Annotated in this window: 13 protein-coding genes; 10 read left to right on the top strand and 3 right to left on the bottom strand. The window is 37.7% G+C overall.

All coding sequences use genetic code 11. The annotated features are described in order from the left end of the window. Nucleotides 1–182: 182 nt before the first annotated feature. Nucleotides 183–902 carry a class I SAM-dependent methyltransferase gene (locus V179_RS0108695; protein WP_084552280.1) on the bottom strand — a complete coding sequence of 240 codons (720 nt, stop codon included), beginning with the start codon at nt 900–902 and terminating at the stop codon, nt 183–185. A 317-nt stretch (nt 903–1,219) separates the two neighbouring features. Here V179_RS0108695 and V179_RS0108690 point away from each other — a divergent pair, with 317 nt between their 5' ends. From V179_RS0108690 to V179_RS0108640, 9 genes are all read left to right on the top strand, one after another. Then, a complete protein-coding gene (locus V179_RS0108690; RefSeq protein ID WP_028391102.1) occupies nt 1,220–1,456 on the top strand; it encodes a heterocycloanthracin/sonorensin family bacteriocin in 237 nt (78 codons plus the stop codon). Nucleotides 1,457–1,629: 173 nt separating this feature from the next. Then, nucleotides 1,630–3,570, top strand: coding sequence for a putative thiazole-containing bacteriocin maturation protein (locus tag V179_RS0108680; protein WP_028391101.1), 1,941 nt, complete (start codon nt 1,630–1,632; stop codon nt 3,568–3,570). After that, a complete protein-coding gene (locus V179_RS0108675; RefSeq protein WP_028391100.1) occupies nt 3,570–5,510 on the top strand; it encodes a TOMM precursor leader peptide-binding protein in 1,941 nt (646 codons plus the stop codon). The genes V179_RS0108680 and V179_RS0108675 overlap by 1 nt, the downstream gene beginning before the upstream one ends. 24 nt (nt 5,511–5,534) lie before the next feature. Then, a complete protein-coding gene (locus V179_RS0108670) occupies nt 5,535–7,118 on the top strand; it encodes a SagB family peptide dehydrogenase (protein ID WP_028391099.1) in 1,584 nt (527 codons plus the stop codon). A gap of 669 nt (nt 7,119–7,787) precedes the next feature. Beyond that, nucleotides 7,788–8,210, top strand: a complete 423-nt coding sequence (locus V179_RS0108665; protein ID WP_028391098.1) for a (deoxy)nucleoside triphosphate pyrophosphohydrolase — start codon at nt 7,788–7,790, stop codon at nt 8,208–8,210. Nucleotides 8,211–8,458: 248 nt separating this feature from the next. Then, complete coding sequence (locus tag V179_RS0108660; RefSeq protein WP_028391097.1) at nt 8,459–9,355, top strand: carbohydrate kinase family protein; 897 nt, start codon at nt 8,459–8,461, stop codon at nt 9,353–9,355. Between the two features lie 778 nt (nt 9,356–10,133). Continuing rightward, the gene (locus tag V179_RS29905) at nt 10,134–10,277 is read left to right on the top strand and encodes an SDR family NAD(P)-dependent oxidoreductase (RefSeq protein WP_326929540.1); all 144 of its coding nucleotides are present in this window, start codon (nt 10,134–10,136) and stop codon (nt 10,275–10,277) included. A 184-nt stretch (nt 10,278–10,461) separates the two neighbouring features. After that, nucleotides 10,462–11,118, top strand: a complete 657-nt coding sequence (locus tag V179_RS27540) for an NAD(P)H-binding protein (RefSeq protein WP_034300935.1) — start codon at nt 10,462–10,464, stop codon at nt 11,116–11,118. A 981-nt stretch (nt 11,119–12,099) separates the two neighbouring features. Next, complete coding sequence (locus tag V179_RS0108640) at nt 12,100–14,415, top strand: xanthine dehydrogenase family protein molybdopterin-binding subunit (RefSeq protein ID WP_028391096.1); 2,316 nt, start codon at nt 12,100–12,102, stop codon at nt 14,413–14,415. Between the two features lie 796 nt (nt 14,416–15,211). On the opposite strand, the gene V179_RS31010 is transcribed toward V179_RS0108640, so the two are convergent. Continuing rightward, nucleotides 15,212–15,367, bottom strand: a complete 156-nt coding sequence (locus tag V179_RS31010; RefSeq protein ID WP_154663999.1) for a hypothetical protein — start codon at nt 15,365–15,367, stop codon at nt 15,212–15,214. Nucleotides 15,368–15,673: 306 nt separating this feature from the next. Further along, nucleotides 15,674–16,516 (bottom strand): SDR family oxidoreductase, encoded by an 843-nt coding sequence (locus V179_RS0108625; protein WP_028391094.1) that lies wholly within the window; start codon nt 16,514–16,516, stop codon nt 15,674–15,676. A 226-nt stretch (nt 16,517–16,742) separates the two neighbouring features. On the opposite strand from V179_RS0108625, the gene V179_RS0108620 reads away from it, so the two are divergent. Further along, nucleotides 16,743–18,272, top strand: a complete 1,530-nt coding sequence (locus V179_RS0108620; protein WP_034300931.1) for an FAD-dependent oxidoreductase — start codon at nt 16,743–16,745, stop codon at nt 18,270–18,272. The last annotated feature ends 418 nt before the right edge of the window (nt 18,273–18,690 follow it).

Raw genomic sequence — 18,690 nt, 5'->3', positions numbered from 1 at the left:
TTAGGTAAGAGTAGACCAACTTATTTATTATGTCTTGATTTGAATTCTGACGGAATAGAACAATAAGAAATAACATCCTGGCTGAGATATTATATATGATAATCAGCAGCGATTCCGGTCTTATGAAGGTAATAAAATGAATAACAGATTTAGCAGTTTCTGTTTAAAGCTTTAAAAAACAACTATTTAGTACATGAAAATATTCTATAGCCCAATACATCCTCATACTTTTCTATTAAATTAAAATGTTCATACATTACCGCGTAAAGTTCAGGATCAATATACTCTGAGTACTGGAATTCAGGATTTGTATTGGATTGGAGCATAGATTGTTTTTGCATTTGAATTTTTATATTTTTAAAATCAGTCTGTTCAAATAAAGTGAGCCAATTCTTTTCCATAAGGACTGAATCTAATCCATAAAATTGTTTAACTTCTTCCTCTATAGTTGGGGAAAGCCGTTTATTAGTGGTAAGTTCATTTGCAATAAAACGACCACCGCTTTTTAATAATCGAAATATTTCTTTAAGTGCTTTTGGCTTATTTACAAAAGAAAGGACAGATTCGGAAATAATAAAATCAAACTTTCCATCCTTTACTGGGAATTTCTCAATGGAGCCTTGGATAATTTCCACCGGTAATTGGTATTTCTTCATTCTGCTTTTTGCTTTTTCCACCATAATCGGGTTAATATCCAACCCCGTTACTTTTGCACCATATTGTTCAGCTAGATAGGCAGCTGTTTGGCCAGTTCCACACCCTACATCTAAAATACGAGAAGTTTCATTAATTTCTTCAGTCTTAAGTATTTCCTTGGTTAGACCAATGCCACCAGGGTGGGCCCCTCCAACACCAAATTTGGACAAAAAATCTAAATAGTTCGACCTACCAATTATAATCACCTTCTTCAATTCTTATTTTTATAAAATATGAAAATACAAATAAGATGTTCATCCGTAATTGGCACAAAAATATTAAAACACTAAAATGGGTTACAAAAAGATGTGGGAGGTTGTCTGGTAAGCTTAAGGTTGTGGTAGATTTTAGTAAAAATTAAATAGGCTCTTATTTCAGTAACAATCACCTAAAAAAATCATAATTTGTTGAAGAGAGCACATGTAGTATCTGATGTTCTCAAATATAAAAAACACAATTTATCTTTGTTCAGCTTTCTTTTCAGGTACTTAGCCTGATTATTAAATATTAAGGAGAGAATAAAATGTATAATTTTCATAATGATCTACAACTGTTGGATATGGGTAATTATCAAGTTGGTGAGTTAATGCCTGTAGATTTCCGCCAAGATCCGTTCCAGTTTAACGATATCCGTCGTTGTGGTTGTGGCGGTTGTGGTCGCTGCGGTGGTTGTGGCGGTTTTCGTTGTGGCGGTTGTGGCGGTTTTGGTTTTCGTTGTGGCGGTTGTTTTGGTTTCAGCTGTTTTGGCTTCTTTATTTAGCAGTTTGGAGATTGGTGGTAGTTCTTCAAAAAAATTCAGGTTATTTTATGAAAGGGAAAGTGCCCCTGCAAGCCGCAGGGACACTTCTTTTTTTAGTTAATCATAATGGACAAATTACAGAACATAAAATAGTAGTGCATAAACAGGAGAGATTAGCAATAAGGAGGGGCTGAATGAAGAAACTGAACTCATACTCACGTCTCAAAGTAAAAAGGGATACATTTTATCTACCTGATCCACAAGGTGGTGTGTATTTTAGAAATAACGTAAGCTCATTCCGAATGGAAGGCGGTACAATCTATCAGTGGATTGAAAAGCTGATGCCAATGTTCAACGGGGAGCATACATTGGGAGATATGACAGAGGGATTAACGGTCCCATATAGAAAAAGAGTGTATGAGATTGGAGAAACGTTGTACAAGAATGGCTTTGTCAGAGATGCAAGTCAAGATCGTCCACATCGATTAAAAGCAAGTGTTCTCGAAAAATATGCTTCACAAATTGAATTTATTGAGAATTTTGTAGATTCAGGTGGATATCGTTTTCAAGAATACCGACAAGCTAAAATACTTGCTGTCGGATCTGGTCCCTTTCTGGTTTCATTGGTCTCTGCATTAATTGAATCGGGACTTCCCAAATTCCATTTCATGGTGACGGATTCAGAATCAACAAATTTGGTGAGGATTAATGAGTTGGTAGATAATGCCAACAAGGCTGACTTTGAGGTAGAGGTAGAACAGGTACCATTTGAACAAAGAGAAGGCAGAGGCTTTTTGCAGGAAGCTGTGCAGCCATATGATTGGATTCTATCTGTCTCTCAGGATGGAAATGTAAAAGAACTTATGAATCTAAATATGGTTTGCAAAGAACAGAGTAAGAGATTTCTGCCCGCTATCTGTTTAGACCAAGTGGGGCTTGCAGGTCCTTTGGTGCATCCGGAATCGGATGGATGCTGGGAGTCTGCATGGCGCCGCATCCATCAATCTGCATTGCAAGAAGATCGAAAGAATCAAGCCTATTCTTCAACATCGGTAGCAATTTTGGCAAATATTATTGTATTCGAATTTTTCAAGAATGTTACAGGAATAACAGAGCAGAGTAATCAAATTTACCTGCTTGATCTTGAAACGCAAAAAGGAGATTGGATTTCATTCATCACACATCCAATGTATAAGAATAAACGTGTTTCGCCTAGATTGGTTGAAGATCTTGATCTATTGCTCAAGAAAGAACGGGATAAAAAGGAAACGTCTGGAAATCTCTTGGAATACTTCAGTCAATTAACTTCAGAAGAAACAGGGATTTTCCATACTTGGGAGGAACGAAACTTGAAACAACTTCCTCTTTCGCAATGCTATGTTCAAGCAGTTAATCCAGTGTCAGACGGACCGGCAGACCTTTTGACAGAAGTAGTCTGTTCGGGGTTTACACACGAAGAGGCAAAAAGGGAAGCCGGACTGACCGGTATTGAAATGTATGTTTCACAAATGATCAAGGGATTCAGTGATCAGGAAGATAAAGATGATGGGAACATAGTAAAAGGATTTATCGGTATCGGTGCAGGAGAAACAATTGCGGAGGCAGTTTGTCGTGGCCTACAAGCCTATTTAGAGGAGAAATTGAAAAACAGAACGATTGATAAGCAGAATACGATTTTTCATGTACAACTGGAAAAGATAGAAGATCCTAGCTGTAGGTTTTATTTAAATGCCCTGACTACCTTAAATGGTGCACCAACAATCGGTTTGGAAAATGAAAGGCTAGGTTTTCCAGTGATATGGGTAAGGTCTAAGAGCCGATGGTACACTAGCGCTGGTTTAAATACAACGTTGGCCTTACGGAGTGCATTGCAACAAGCACTTATGGATACTCAAAACGAGGTGAATTCAACAAATCGGGAAGTGGAGTTGGCTGTTTTTCTGACAGAAAAGGAAGCTAAACTCGAAATCCCTTCTTGTGAAGAAATATCACAATTGGAACTATTACAATCCTCTGTTCAAATTCTGAACAGAAACAGCAAAAGCCTTTTTGTCTATGAACTTGCATTTGAACCATTTTTAAAAGAGGAACTGGCAGGAGTGTTTGGTGTGCAGGTACGAGAGGAGGAATTCTGATGACCGCCCATATTCTAATTGACGGACATGGTTTATTGGCGGATTATGTCTCAGATCAATTGTCCGGCAACTATCTCGTAACACGTCAAAGCATTTTAGAAGAGGTTCCAAAAGAAACAGAAGTAGCTTTGGTGCTGCACGATGCCTGGCATCCTTCGGTTCATCAACAAGCGGAAGAAAAATTAAGGAGCACAGGTATCCCATGGCTTCGAGGTTTTGTTTCATTTGGCGAAGGAATCATTGGCCCATTCGTACATCCCGATAAGATGGGATGCTCTCGCTGTGCTGACATACGGCGCATTTTAGCTAGTCCTGATCGCCAAGAAATGTTGCAGTTTCAGATGAGTTTAGGATCAGGAGAAGGTATAGAGCGAGATGCATGGGCATCACATATGGGAATATCGCAAATGGCAACTTTGATATGTAAAGAAGTACAGCAGTTTCTTCAAGGAGAACCCAGCACCTTAGAAGAAAGAGTGTTCATTACTAACCTGAAAACGTTTAAGAACTCAAGTCACCTTTTTTTGCCTGATCCATTGTGCCCGGTGTGCAGTTCAATACCTGATGATTCACCGGAACTAGCTCAAATTAGCTTAGCATCTAGCCCTAAATTGAATGGTGATGATTATCGCTGCCGTTCAATGGATGAATTAAAAACAGTGCTTGTCAAAGATTATCTTGATTATCGTACTGGAATCCTGAATGGAAAAATGCAAGATTTCACGCTGCCCTTTGCTGATGTTTTAATGAATATGCCATTGTTTGAAGCGGATGAGGGAGTAGCAGGAAGGTCTAACTCTTATGAAATGAGTGAGTTAACGGCTATTTTGGAAGGTTTGGAACGATATTGCGGAATTGTGCCTCGAGGCAAAAGAAAGGTAGTTCGGGATAGTTATCATAATTTAGAAAATCAAGCACTAAATCCTGCAACAGTCGGATTACATGAAAAGGATCAATATGAAAAGCCTCATTTTCCGTTTAAACAATTTAATCCTGATGACCCAATGAATTGGGTCTGGGGCTATTCGTTCTTACAAGAACGTCCTATTCTGGTTCCAGAGTTACTCGCCTATTACAGTTTAGGCTATGGAGAGGGCTTTGTTTATGAAACTTCCAATGGATGCGCATTAGGTGGGAGTTTAGAGGAAGCCATTTTCCATGCTATTATGGAGGTTGTTGAGCGAGATTCATTCTTATTAACTTGGTATGCCAGACTCCCACTTCCACGTCTTGATCTTAGTTCTGCTAACGATAAAGAATTACAGCTAATGGTCGACCGTATCCGGGAAGTGGCGGGATATGACCTTCATTTTTATAATTCTACGATGGAACATGAAATTCCAAGCGTTTGGGCAGTGGCAAAAAATAAAAAATCTAAAGGTGTAAACCTCATTTGTGCAGCTGGTGCTAACCCAGATCCAGTGCGGGCTGTAAAAAGTGCAATTTATGAGCTGGCAGGAATGATGTTTAGGGATGATGAAAAATTGGAGAAAAACCGGCAGAAATATGAAAGAATGCTAAAAAATCCGTTCGCAGTACAGACCATGGAGGACCATGGCATGTTATTTGGTCTTAAAGAGGCAGAAGAACGACTGAATTTTTTATTGGATGATCATCGTCCATTACGTACGTTTGCTGAGGAATTCAAGCAGCCGCCAGTAAATCCTGATTTAAAGGATGATCTTTTAGATATGCTTAATAGGTTCCACCGTTTAAACCTCGAAGTTATTGTGGTTGACCAAACAACACCTATAATCAAACGCAATGGCTTATTCTGTGTAAAGGTCTTGATTCCCGGCATGTTACCAATGACATTTGGACACCACCTTACCCGTGTGAAAGGGCTGAAGAGAGTACTCAATGTACCGATGCAACTAGGATTTCAGAAGATGCCATTATCTTTTGAACAACTTAATCCATATCCCCATCCGTTCCCATAATGGGAGAGTAGGAGGACAAAAGAATTGGAGCTAGATACATTTCTACACCATTTACATTTTGACACGGATAAAATCTATCCGCCGGATTGGCAGGTGGACTGGGAAGACGCACCACTTCCCTATAAACTGTACCGTGGCTTACCAGAGATTCCTCTTAACGCAGATGTACCGTTAGCACTTCAAAGAAGAGAAGCTGATCTAAAACCCAGTTTGGTAGAGCTTGGTTATTTCTTATGGTATGTATACGGTCTTACTCAATACTCTCAATTCGCTTTAAACGAGGGAAGCAAGGAAAAAGCTGTGAGCTTTGCCCAGTCAGTACGGAGATTTGTTCCTTCTGGAGGGGCGTTATATCCCAATGAATTATATGTGTATATAAAGCTTGCGGACACTCCAACAGGAATTTACCATTATGATGTGGCACATCATCGCCTCGTTTTGGTGCGAGAAGGAAATTACGATGTCTACTTATCCAAAAGTCTTGGAAATTGCTATCCTATTTCTGACTGTTTCTGCACAGTTTTTGTCTCAACAATTTTTTGGAAAAATTTCTATAAATACAATAATTTTTCCTACAGGCTGCAAGGGTTAGATGCAGGTGTGTTAATTGGGCAATCGTTAGAAGTAGCCAATCAGATGGGTTTCTCTTCAAAGGTCTGCTACCAATTTCTTGACCGGTCTATTAATCATTTGCTTGGGCTATCCGAACAGGATGAAAGTGTATATGCGGTTATCCCATTATCTATTAATCCATCTATCGATGGTGTTGACAACAATCTTAATAGAGAAGAAATTGTTTCTGCTACAGAATTGTGCCGGGAAGTGCCATTGTTGAAGCATGTTTCTTATAACCGTTCAAATCGGATCGTTGATTATCCGATGCTGAGAAAAATTAACATAGCATCCATGTTTGAAACAACGAAGTCATTTGTAAAGATAAAGAAAAATAATAGTGTGAAACCTTCCTTAGTAACGGAGACGATTTTGCTACCAGTTACGGAATACTTTTCGTACGATTTCGCAACGATTTGCAGAAAGCGATATTCTCCTGATAGCGATTTTATGATGGGAAAAGTGAGTCAAACACAACTAGCTACTTTGTTAAAAGAGACATGTTCCTTCACATATCAGAATGATCTAGACGACACACAAGGGAATGTTTGTGCTCGTGTTTCTTTGTATGGCAGTTTATATAATGTGGAGGGAGTTCCAAATGGTGCATACTCTTATGACAATAACACTCATGCACTTCGAGAAATAAACCAAGGAGATTACCGGGAGTTTTTACAATTAGGATTAACAATGCCCAATGTCAATCTGTATCAAGTTCCGCTCTGTATGCATGTCGTTGGAGACAAGAATCACCTCAAAGAGAAATTGGGATATAGAGGATATCGTATTCAACAGATGGAAGCGGGTATTCTCGTACAACGTCTACTCTTGATGTCATGTGCCTTAGGGATGGGGGGCCATCCATTACTAGGATTCGATGCGAACCAATGTGATGAACTTTATGGAATCGAATCGAAAGAAAAAAGCAGCTTGATTCAAATCCCGGTGGGTCCATACCGCCCCCGTTCCTGGTTAAAAGGAATTTTGCTTAGCTAGGAGAGACAAGAGTACGCTCTATTTTGCTCTCAACCATTTTGGTTGGGGGTCTTTTTATTGTTTAGAGCACAATGTCAAATACAACTGAGCAGAACTAGAGCAAGTTACTTTGATTCGCTTTTCTTTATTGATTCCATATTTTAATATTTAGAAAAGGAATGAATCCTAGAGTCGTTTTTTAATGGCTGTGTGGATTCATTTAAACTTTTAATAAGGTTTAAAATATGTTAAACGGATCAATCGCTTTTTTCTTTTGTTCAAAATCGATATAAGTATACATACTAGTTGTAGCATATGCTCGTACTTTTAATTGATCTTGATTTTGTGGAAGGTATTGAACAATTAAATACAGATAGCCTCAAGGGTATTGAAAAACTTGTACAAGAATTCAACAAGAAGGAGGAAATATAAAGGTTACGCCAAGTTTATTATCGAAGAAGTGAAAATGTTGTTAAATAAGTTGTCTTTAAATAAAATTAAGTCAAAGTAGCTCTGGCAATTGAAATATTTTTTGATTAATTGTACAAAGGAAATTGGCGAATATAGATTGCATTATCATTTTGAGAGGATGACAAAAAATTAATCATCATGTTTAGAATTAGAAGAAATCGTTTTTTACCAAAAATAAAAATGTGAGTATTACAATATTTCAAGCACCAGGAGAATCATATGAAAAAAAACATTTATGTCGTCGGAGCGGTCATCATTGAAAATCGTAAAATCCTATGCGCACAAAGGGGGCCATCCAAATCTTTACCGCTAAAATGGGAGTTTCCAGGCGGGAAGATAGAAGAAGGTGAGTCGCCACAAGAGGCGTTGCGACGGGAAATTGTTGAAGAAATGCAGTGCCAAATAGAGATTGGTGACCAAATTGAGCATACCGTGTATGAATATGATTTTGGTATAGTTCATTTAACAACATTTTATTGCAGGCTTACTGAAGGAAAACCAGTTTTAACTGAGCATACATCAATTAAATGGTTGTCACCAGATGAGTTGAAATCATTGGATTGGGCACCGGCAGATATTCCTGCGATTGAAAAATTATCTAGAACATCTATGATCAATGAATGTTTTAGAAAAAGAATTTAGCTATTCACCTGAAACGTGTGAATAGCTTTTTTTATTTTAGGCTATTTGATCGCTACTATAGTTGGGTTACATTTAAAACTCTGAAGAATGCCTATGACCCTTTGATAGACACTCGGTTTATAGGTCAGTAAAATTCACTTGCAATAGGCGCGTCGATATTGATACAGAATTATAATGAAGAATTTAAAAAATGCTGGTAGAATTATAATCATCGATTTTATAGATGTTTAAAAGGTGGGACTAGTAGTTTGAGCAAAGATGGAATCATTTCTTTAGGTGAGGCATTTGTTGATCTTATTTCCGCTGATCAAACAAATACAAGCTATCAACAGTTTTTAGGAGGGGCAACAGTGAATGTTGCAGTGAGGTCAAGTAGATTTGGCATTCCTTCTTATTATTTATGTAAATTAGGGACAGATGCAAACAGCTTGTTTATCGCAAAGGCACTGAAAAAGGAAAACATCAATATTGACTATTGTGTAGCTTCCTTTGAGAAAAAGGTATGTAGTGTGTACATTCATCTTAATGAGGATGGTGACAGATATTTTCATAAATATGTGAACGAGACTCCGGATGAATGGTTAACCGTTGATGAATTAGAGCAAGAACTTTTTCATACTGGGAGAATCTTTTATTTTAGCTCTGGTACACTTTTCAATGATAAAGCAAGAAAAACGACAGAACAGGCGTTAGCATATGCAGAAGAATATCACACTCTGGTGGCGTTTGATGCGAACATTCGCTTAAAGCGTTGGGAAAGTGAAGAAGAATGCAGGGAGCGGGTCTCTTCTTTTATGATACGAGCTGATCTTGTGAAGGTGACGGAGGATGAATTGCTGTTCCTGACAGAAGCAAGCACAATGGAGGAAGGTCTAGTTAAAATGTCTAGCCTGAACATTCCGTTTCTGTTCATTACAATGGGGGAAGCGGGAGCATGTGTATTACATGATGGAAACATAATGGATGTTCCAGGAATCAAAGTTAAGTCTGTAGATACAACTGGTGCGGGAGACGCTTTTTTCGCAGCTATTTTATCTCGTTTTCATAAAGAGGGAGTGCCAGTGGACGATAGCCAATTAAAGGAATATGTTCAATTTGCCAATAAAATAGGTGCAATTGCGACGACAAAACTTGGTTCATTGTAATGGTACTGATCAAGGAAAAGGCGAATAATTGAAGAAATTTCTTCTACACGATCTAATGGTAAAGTATTGCACTCAAACTAAAGGGCAGCTTTCCTTATAGATTTAGCTGCCAAAAGGATGATAATGTGTAATTGACATAAAAGTGCCTACATATTATTAATCATCCCATATATGATAGAAGGATTTTAAATTTAAGAATGTCTTGAAATATAGACTTTTGATTGAATATCTAGCTAAATTATTCTTTAAGTATAATATTATGTAACTTTTGAATAAGATTTAATACTGAATTTTTATTTCTTTTAGGCTGGTTGATGTCTTTATTGTGTCACTTGTCATCTGATGAGTGACACAATAAAGACATGAACATAACAAGGTTTATCTCTTAATAGTCTAGACACTCTTGAACAACTCTGATTATCAGAGAATGAAACTTTTTGTAGATTTTGAATAAATTTTGACCCGAAAATCCTGTTGATGCAGGATTTTTATCTTATTCAACAAACGGTCCATATTGGTGAGGAAAGTAATCAAATATTTATATATAATGCAATTGAGATTGTGATGGATTACACTTAACTATCGGGCACAGGTTTAGTGAAATAAGAAATTAAGAAACAGAACCTTTTATGTCTTGAAGACAATCACTTCCCAATATAGGGTCCACTCTTTGCAATTAATTTGGCACAAATTGAATTATAATTGGCATGGTTGGCGTGGTATATTCCATGTTTTCCTTCTAAAATGAAATCCATATTGAAGAAGGAGGAATTAACTCATGAAAGTTATTTTGATTACAGGAGCAAGTAGTGGAATTGGTTATCAGACTGCACAACTATTAGCGCAACAAGGTCAAAAAGTATATGGTGCAGCACGTCGATTAGGAAAAATGAGTGATTTAGCAAAAGATGGCTATTTATGATGCTAAGATTCTTAAAAATAATGGAGGGGATTTTTATATTTAGTCTTTAGCTTGACTTAAACTCAACTTTAACTTGTTTCTTATTAATAAGGGACTTTGATTAAAACGTTACTCATTACTACCTATATAGTTTTGACGTCGAAATTAATTTCAGAGAGACTATATAAAACATAAGGAGGAGAAAATGCACGCATTATTAATAGGCGCAACGGGAGCCACAGGTAAAGACTTGTTGGATTTATTGTTAAAAGACGATTCTTTTCATCGGGTAGATATTTTTGTTAGGAGTGATCTGGATATCCAAAATGAAAAATTAAAGATTCATGTTATTGACTTTGATAAACCAGAACAATGGAAGTATTTAGTGAAGGGCGATGTTTTATTTTCATGTTTGGGTACTACCCTTAAAGCTGCGGGAAGTAAAGAAGCTCAATGGAAAGTGGATTACGATTATCAATACCAGTTTGCGAAATTTGCCAAGGTGAATAATGTCAATAATTATGTATTGGTATCCTCTGGTTTTTCTTCGCCTAATTCTCTCTTCTTTTATACAAGGATGAAAGGTCAGTTAGAAGAGGCTGTAAAGGCTTTAGGATTTCCAAAGTTAGCAATCTTTAACCCGCCTTTATTGATACGAAAAAATAGTGATAGAACAATGGAAGTTGCCGGATTGAAAACCATCCAGTTTTTTAATAAAATACGAATTTTTCGTTCTCAAAAACCTCTACCTACTGAAATATTGGCTCAAGCCATAATAAATTCCGCCAAATCAAAAGAATACGGAATTACTACAATAAAAGGCAAAGCGATTTGGAAATGTGCTGGAGCTAAATATGAATAAATATAGATGAATTAATAATGTATATGAAGGAATCCTTCATCAACTGGGGAATTTTCTTTAGAGATATCTAGCTGCAAATAGGCTGCTGATTTTTCTATAAGTTAAACGGGTCGTTCCTATAATAAATCAACTGTAGAAATGGAGAAGTTTGGTTTATTTATTGCTATGGCTGATTTAGGTGTTTCGTTAGGCGGTGTTATCATGGGGCCGGTAGCAGATTTTACCTCATATTCATTTATGTATATGATTTGTGGTGTTTCTTTTTGTACGGCTGCTTTTTATCCAAGAATGCTTGAACCTGACTTTCACCTTTTGCCACATCCAGACCAATGACCGGATTCATCATTTATCCCCTCCTGAAAATCTATTAACCGGTAACCCCTATTCCTCCATGTAGTATCATAGCTTCGCTTGTTATACGAGATCATTGTCCCAACCAGCCTCAATCATGTTTCTACAAGTAGGGGGCGAACTGTTTAATGGACGGGATCGAGTCCCAAGGGCCAGAACGTTCTACCCCGGTTACCGCAATCATATATCGATATAAAAAAAGGTCAATCAGAAATATTTTCTTTTCTGATTGACCTTATAATACGAAAGGGCCAGATTGTTGAACAAGAAAATGGAGATTGTGAAGAACTGCACTCAAACTAACGGAGCAGCATTCCTGTAATAACTGAAAATGAGATTTGAACGAAAAAAGACCTCTTGATAAGATGAATGTGTCCTGAGCTGGCCAGCTAAAATGGACAAAACATCTAATTGGAGGCCTTACAATGTTGCTTTTTTCGGAAGAGATACGTTTGATTTGATGCAAAAGAAATTGAAACAATCTATTGCATTGCCTAAAATTCAAGTTATATTTTTTTGAAAAACAATGTAAAAAGGTTAGGTTGAGCTGTATTTATCTCTATGTACACGAATATTAATGTATTGGGAATGGAAAGGTTTCATGAAAGTCTTGGGTTAGGAGGGAATACCTTGGATGTAATTGGAAAAAGTGTTATTCGTAAAGACTCGAGGAATAAAGTGACAGGCCGTGCGAAATACACGGCTGATTACCAATCAGTCGGGATGCTTTCTTGTACAAAGGTCATCAGTCCATATGGGCACGCTAGGATCACTGCGATTGACACGACAGAAGCGCTAAAAATACCAGGTGTTAGGGCGATTATCGCAGGAGAACATTTTCCATTCACAGGTGAGGCCATTCGTGACCGCCCGCCGATTGCTGTTGATAAGGTCCGTTATCACGGAGAACCAGTTGCATTAGTTGTCGCTGATACTCCAGCACAGGCTAAGAAAGCAGCTTATCTGGTTAAGGTCTACTATGAATTATTGCCAGTAGTAAATTCACCTACACAGGCGTTCCAAAAGAATGCTCCCCTTGTCCATGAAAAGTTAGGCGAATACAAAAAGGAGGAAGATTCACACCCGGTTCCGGGAACAAACATTGCAAACCTTATTAAAATTCGCAAGGGCAATATGGAAAAAGGATGGTCTGACAGTGAGGTAACAGTAGAAGCGAGTTATTCCTTTGCACCTTCGGACCATGCAGCAATGGAAACAAGATGTTCAACGTGTGAGATTTTACCAGATGGAACAATCAAAATAACAACCTCGTCTCAGGCACCTTTTATGGTCAAAACACTTATAGCTGATTACTTTGGTGAGGATTTAGGGAAAATTGTTGTTCACACGCCGTTTGTTGGAGGAGGCTACGGTGGAAAGGCACCCGTTCAGCTTGAAATACTTGCCTACTTAGCATCGAAGGCTGTTGACGGCCGACCCGTAAAGGTTCTCAATACCCGTGAAGAGGATATTATTACATCTCCATGTCACATTGGTTTGGATGCAACAGTTAAAATTGGGGCCGACCGTAACGGGAAAATTAAGGCTATGGAAATCCTTTATTTGTGGGATGGGGGTGCCTATTCCGATAAAGCCATTGATGTAACGAGATCAGGGGCAGTCGACTGCACAGGTCCCTACATTGTTGAGAATGTCTGGTGTGATTCATACTGTATGTATACCAATCATCCGTATGCATCCCCATATAGAGGGTTTTCTCATTCCGAGCTTTCTTTTGTGATTGAAAGAACATTGGACTTACTATCACAAAAACTGCAAATGGATCCGCTTGAACTCCGTTATATAAATGCCATTAGGCCAGGAAATACAACACCGACAAGGGTTCTTTTAAATAAAAGCAATTTAGGAGACTTACCACAGTGTATTGAGAAAGTAAAACATTTAATCAAGTGGGACGAAGGGGCGATTAAAGAGATAGATGAACGCTTTGTTAGAGTAAAAGGTGTAAGCTGCAGCTGGAAAACGTCAACGATTGATGCCAACTCTCCCTCAGGAGTTATTTTAACATTTAATCGGGATGGGAGTATCAATTTAATGTCAGGGATTATCGAAATTGGAACTGGGACTAAGACTGTTCTAGCTCAAATTCTCGCCGAGAGACTTAAAATGGATATCGATAAAATTCATGTTCGAATGGAAGTCGATACCCAGACAATGCCAGAGCATTGGAAAACCGTTGCCAGCAGGGGAACATTTATGGCAGGTAGGGCTACCTTAAATGCCGCAGACGATGTGATTAACCAATTAAAAGAAGTGGCTTCAAGTGTGTTAAGAGCACCAAAGGAAGATCTTGAAGTGGCAAATAGTCGGGTATTTTTGAGGGATGATCCATCCATTGGGCTCCATTTTAAAGATATTGGTTATGGTTATAAGTATCCAAATGGTAACGCTATTGGTGGTCAAATCATTGGCAGAGGAAATTATATATTACGTCATATAACGTATTTGGATCCTGAAACTGGAGCCGGGAAGCCTGGTCCAGAGTGGTCTGTTGCGGCATATGGAGTAGAGGTAGAATTCGATCGTAGAGATTATACTTATCGACTTGTTAATGCTGCGACGGTGGTGGATGCTGGCAGAGTGATGAATGAAAAAGCAGCATTAGGTCAGGTTATGGGGGCAATGAGTATGGGGCTAGCATTCGCTGGTAGAGAAACATTTTATTTTGATGATTTAGGGAGGGTTTTGAATCCGCAGCTTCGGACGTATAGCCCGCTCCGCTACGGAGAGAATCCTAATTACTTGGTTGATTTTGTTGAAAATCCACAGATTGATGCACCATACGGAGCCCGTGGAATAGGAGAACTAGGATTAATGGGAATGCCTGGGGCCCTCGGTAATGCATTGTCTGTGGCCGCTGGTGTTTCGCTTAATAATCTTCCCTTAATTCCAGAATTGATTTGGAAAGCAAAGGAGAGGCAATAAAGTATAGCCGGTGGAATGAAGTAGAGTACCATCTGAAGGGCGAAGAGCGTCATTTGTGATGCCGTTATTTTTCTTATACTGACAAATGAGCAGATAAACATTATTTCCTTTATCACGGTAAAGGAAATTAGAAACTGGGCTTCAACAAAAATTGAATGAAAACAAGAAACGCCGTATCCATGCGGCTTTTTTTGTTTCCATAATACATTCGGGAGGTGTTCTGGAAACAATGCGTATACATATGAAGGAATAGGGATTTCTTCATCACTATTTAAGAGAGTGAATTACTATTCTTAAAACTTTGTGAACAATTACACTTAAAGTAAAGGGGGCTTTAGTCTAATAACGATTTTCAACAATTGTGCGCGTTTAAAGAATAAAGATTATTAAAATGATCAAACTTTTTTATAAAAATCTCATACTTATCTAAAAAGAGTAACTCTATTTTGATCAAACTTTTTTCAAAATGGAGTTTTTGAAATTGCTGTTAGATAGGGATTTAGGATATTTCTTAATCAATTTTTATTCCAAAGCTACAGTAAATGATAGTGGTACCTGGACAAGCAAATCAATGAGAAGTATTGAAGAACGAGGTGTTACGATAGTGAAGACAAAACATAGTAATAAAGGGATTAATCATAGAGCTCAAGTTTTATTAAATAAATTATTGTAGGAAAGAAATATTTATAATAAGAAAACATAAATAGCCTAGTCGATCCCGAAGAATCAACTAGGCAATATCCATTTCAATTTAAAAATTTCCACAAAAGGTGGAAATTTACTTATACACTAGAAACTATTGTGTTAGTCCTTCATCAGTAGCAATTGGTTGAATTTCATTCGTACTACCCTTTTTATTTTTCTCATTAGTACCGTTTTGTTCCTCGAGTTGATGAAGCTGTTTTTTTACTACTTGAGAATTTATCATATTACTCTGAGTGTCTTTATTCATTTGTCTATTACCTCCTTTGATATTAAGATGGTTCCTGATTATGATGAGTAGATCAATTAAAATTTATGCAAAATTTGAATTTAATTTTAAGTACAAGGAGTCAAAGGAATATGAAAATAGGTAGAGAGATAATCGCATCCGGAGGGGTCGCTATTGGCGATCCTGTTTTTTTGTTGAACTAACGGAAGTATTTAGTTGAAGAGAGTATGTTGACTTTATGACATTAAGATAGAAGTGACTCATCCAAAGGTGTTGGGTAAATACCATGTTTGAATAATAATAACTAAGATTATCTTTGTTAAATATTTAACCGTTTACAATTTCCCCACCATTCACGTGCAGAATTTGCCCTGATATGTAAGATGCATCTTCGGAGGCCAAGAATACATAAGCAGGTGCCACTTCAAACGGTTGACCGGCTCGCTTCATAGGAACATTGTCTCCAAATGTGGCAATCTGCTCTGGAGGTAAGGAAGATGGAATTAATGGAGTCCAAATTGGCCCTGGGGAAACACCATTGACTCGAATCCCTTGTGATGCCAGTGACAATGATAGCGAACGTGTAAAGGAAACAATGGCTCCTTTTGATGCCGAGTAGTCAATTGAATCTTGATCTCCTAGATAGGCACTAATGGATGTTGTATTTATTATAGAGCTCCCTGAATTCATGTATGGAAGAGCAGCTTTCGTCAAAATAAACTGCGAAAAAATATTTGTGTGAAAAGTACTTGCTCGTTGATCCGAATCTATATCTAGTAGACTGTTCTTTATGTAAAGTACACCGGCATTATTCACCAAAATGTCAATACGACCAAATTGGTGAATCGTTTGCATTACAGCTTGTTGGCAAGGTTGCTCATACCCTATATCGCCTGGAATGGTAATGCAACGACGACCGTATTTTTTAACATAGAACTCCGTTTCTTTTGCATCGCTGTGTTCATTTAGGTATGAGATTGCAATGTCTGCACCCTCTTTCGCAAAGGTGACAGCCACAGCTCTCCCAATTCCACTATCTCCACCAGTAATGAGAGCTACTTTATTCATAAGTTTACCGGCTGGTTTGTAATTGGGATTTTCAAATATAGGTCTGGGTGTCATTATTGATTCAATGCCAGGCTTACTTTGTTGTTGAGGTGGGAACCCCATCATATTCACTCCTTTTGGAATTTTCCTATAATAAATGAAATTCTGATATAGGTTATGATTATCATCAGGAGAATATATCCTTCCCAAAGAATTAAATAGAGGAAGTGAAGGGGGATTTACTCCATCAAGGTGTAATACCATTTTCCGTTATTTGTAAAAAGGAATTAATTTTTTCCCTTAGGAAAAATTAACACACATGTACTATTTTAATTTGGGAGGGTTGCATATGGATTCATCGGGAATTGACTATAAATTTCCAACAACTTATTGGAGTGATATAGAGCTACCCACTTTTAATACCCTAAATGAAGATTTAACGGTGGATGTGGCCATAATCGGGGCAGGAATTGCAGGAATTACCTCGGCTTACTTACTCTCTAAAGAAGGGTTGAAGGTTGCAATCATCGAAGCTCGGAGTGTCCTTAACGGCACAACAGCACATACAACAGCTAAGCTGACAGCACAGCATATCTTAATTTACGATCACTTAATAAAATATTTTGGCGAGGAAAAGGCAAAGCTTTATTATGAGTTTAGTTCAAATGCTATCCCGTTTGTTGAGAATACTTCAAGGGAAAAGGGAATCGACTGTGATTTCAGAAGGCAGGATGCGCACGTTTATGCTGTAACAGATAAGTATGCTAAAAATATTGAGAAAGAGTGGACTGCCTATCAAAAGTTAGGTATCAAGGGTGATTTAAAGGATACGATCCCGTTTAATCTCCAAATAAAAAATACTATTAAGATGGCAGATCAGGCTCAATATCACCCGCTTAAGTTTTTAAGAGGGCTTTTAAATGAAGCGATAAAGCAGGGTTGCAAGGTTTTTCAAAATACAACTGCAGTGGATTTGGAAGAGGAAGGAATCGGTCCCAAAGTTATTACAAAAGACGGGTTCAAAATAAATTGCAATCATGTGATTATTGCTACCAACTATCCATTTTATGATAAACCGGGGTTCTATTTTGCCAGAATGTATGCGCAGCGCTCTTATATAATTGGTATCAAAACCGATCAGGAATATCCAGGTGGAATGTATATTAGTGCTGATACCCCAACACGTTCCCTTCGTTACACCCCTTTAAACGAAGGGAATTTACTTATCATTGCCGGAGGTAGCCATAAAACTGGGCAAGACATTGATACCCTTAAATATTATAATGAACTTCAGGATTATGCCGAGAAGTTGTTTGGCGTTAGGGATTATACTTATCGCTGGTCTGCACAGGACTATATTACACTTGATAGGGTTCCCTACATTGGGCCTATAACACAAGACAAGCAGCATATTTTAGTCGCAACAGGTTTTAATGATTGGGGAATGGCAAATGGGATCTCTTCTGCTCATTTGTTGGCAGATTATGTTCTAAATCGTGATAACCCATATAAAGAAGTTTATTCCCCATCACGCTTTGATGCTAATCCTGATTTGTTAGCCGCATTAACAACAAATGCAGATGTTGCACTTCATCATATAACAAGCAAGGTGAAGTTTGTTTCAAAGGGTCCAGGTGACCTGCGAAATGGTGAAGGTTCAGTCGTTAAGTATAAAGGGAAAAAAGCAGGTGCATACAAGGATGAGATTGGCAACCTATATATTGTAGATACAACTTGTACCCACTGTGGTTGTGAATGTCAATGGAATGAAGCTGAAAAGTCATGGGATTGTCCATGCCATGGTTCCCGTTATTCTTATGAAGGTGATGTGATTGATGGTCCTGGTGTTCATGGATTAAATAAATTGGTGCAACACTAGAATTAATCTGAAAAACCGAAGAGTTTCTACGATGAAGGCATTAGGAATCGGCATTTAACCCTATTTCTGTATTTTACGAACGAGGAACAATAATAAATATAAATGGAGAGTTATTTAATTGTTAGATATAATACTTTAACAATGAACTAAAGTGATTTTATTCTTCGTACTATGGGGTTGTGAAGAAGTATACTTAAAGTTACAAGTGCGTTAGTGGAAGAACAATTCAGTAATTTTACGATTGAGACATATCTTAGTTATTCCGTTAAAGGGCGCGATTGTTGAGCAACACAGTAGAAAATGATCAAACATGTTAATAAAAAATAATCTAATTGAATATATTAAAGGTTTGTTTTGATCAATCTTTTTTCAAAACAAGCCTTTACTTTTTGTTCGTTTATCAAGGGTATTGATATTA

It is taken from the genome of Bacillus cihuensis (assembly GCF_000504145.1).
GTDB classification, from domain to species: domain Bacteria; phylum Bacillota; class Bacilli; order Bacillales; family DSM-1321; genus Peribacillus; species Peribacillus huizhouensis.
Note: the sequence above shows the minus strand (reverse complement) of the source record. Positions and strands in the feature narration are given on the sequence as shown.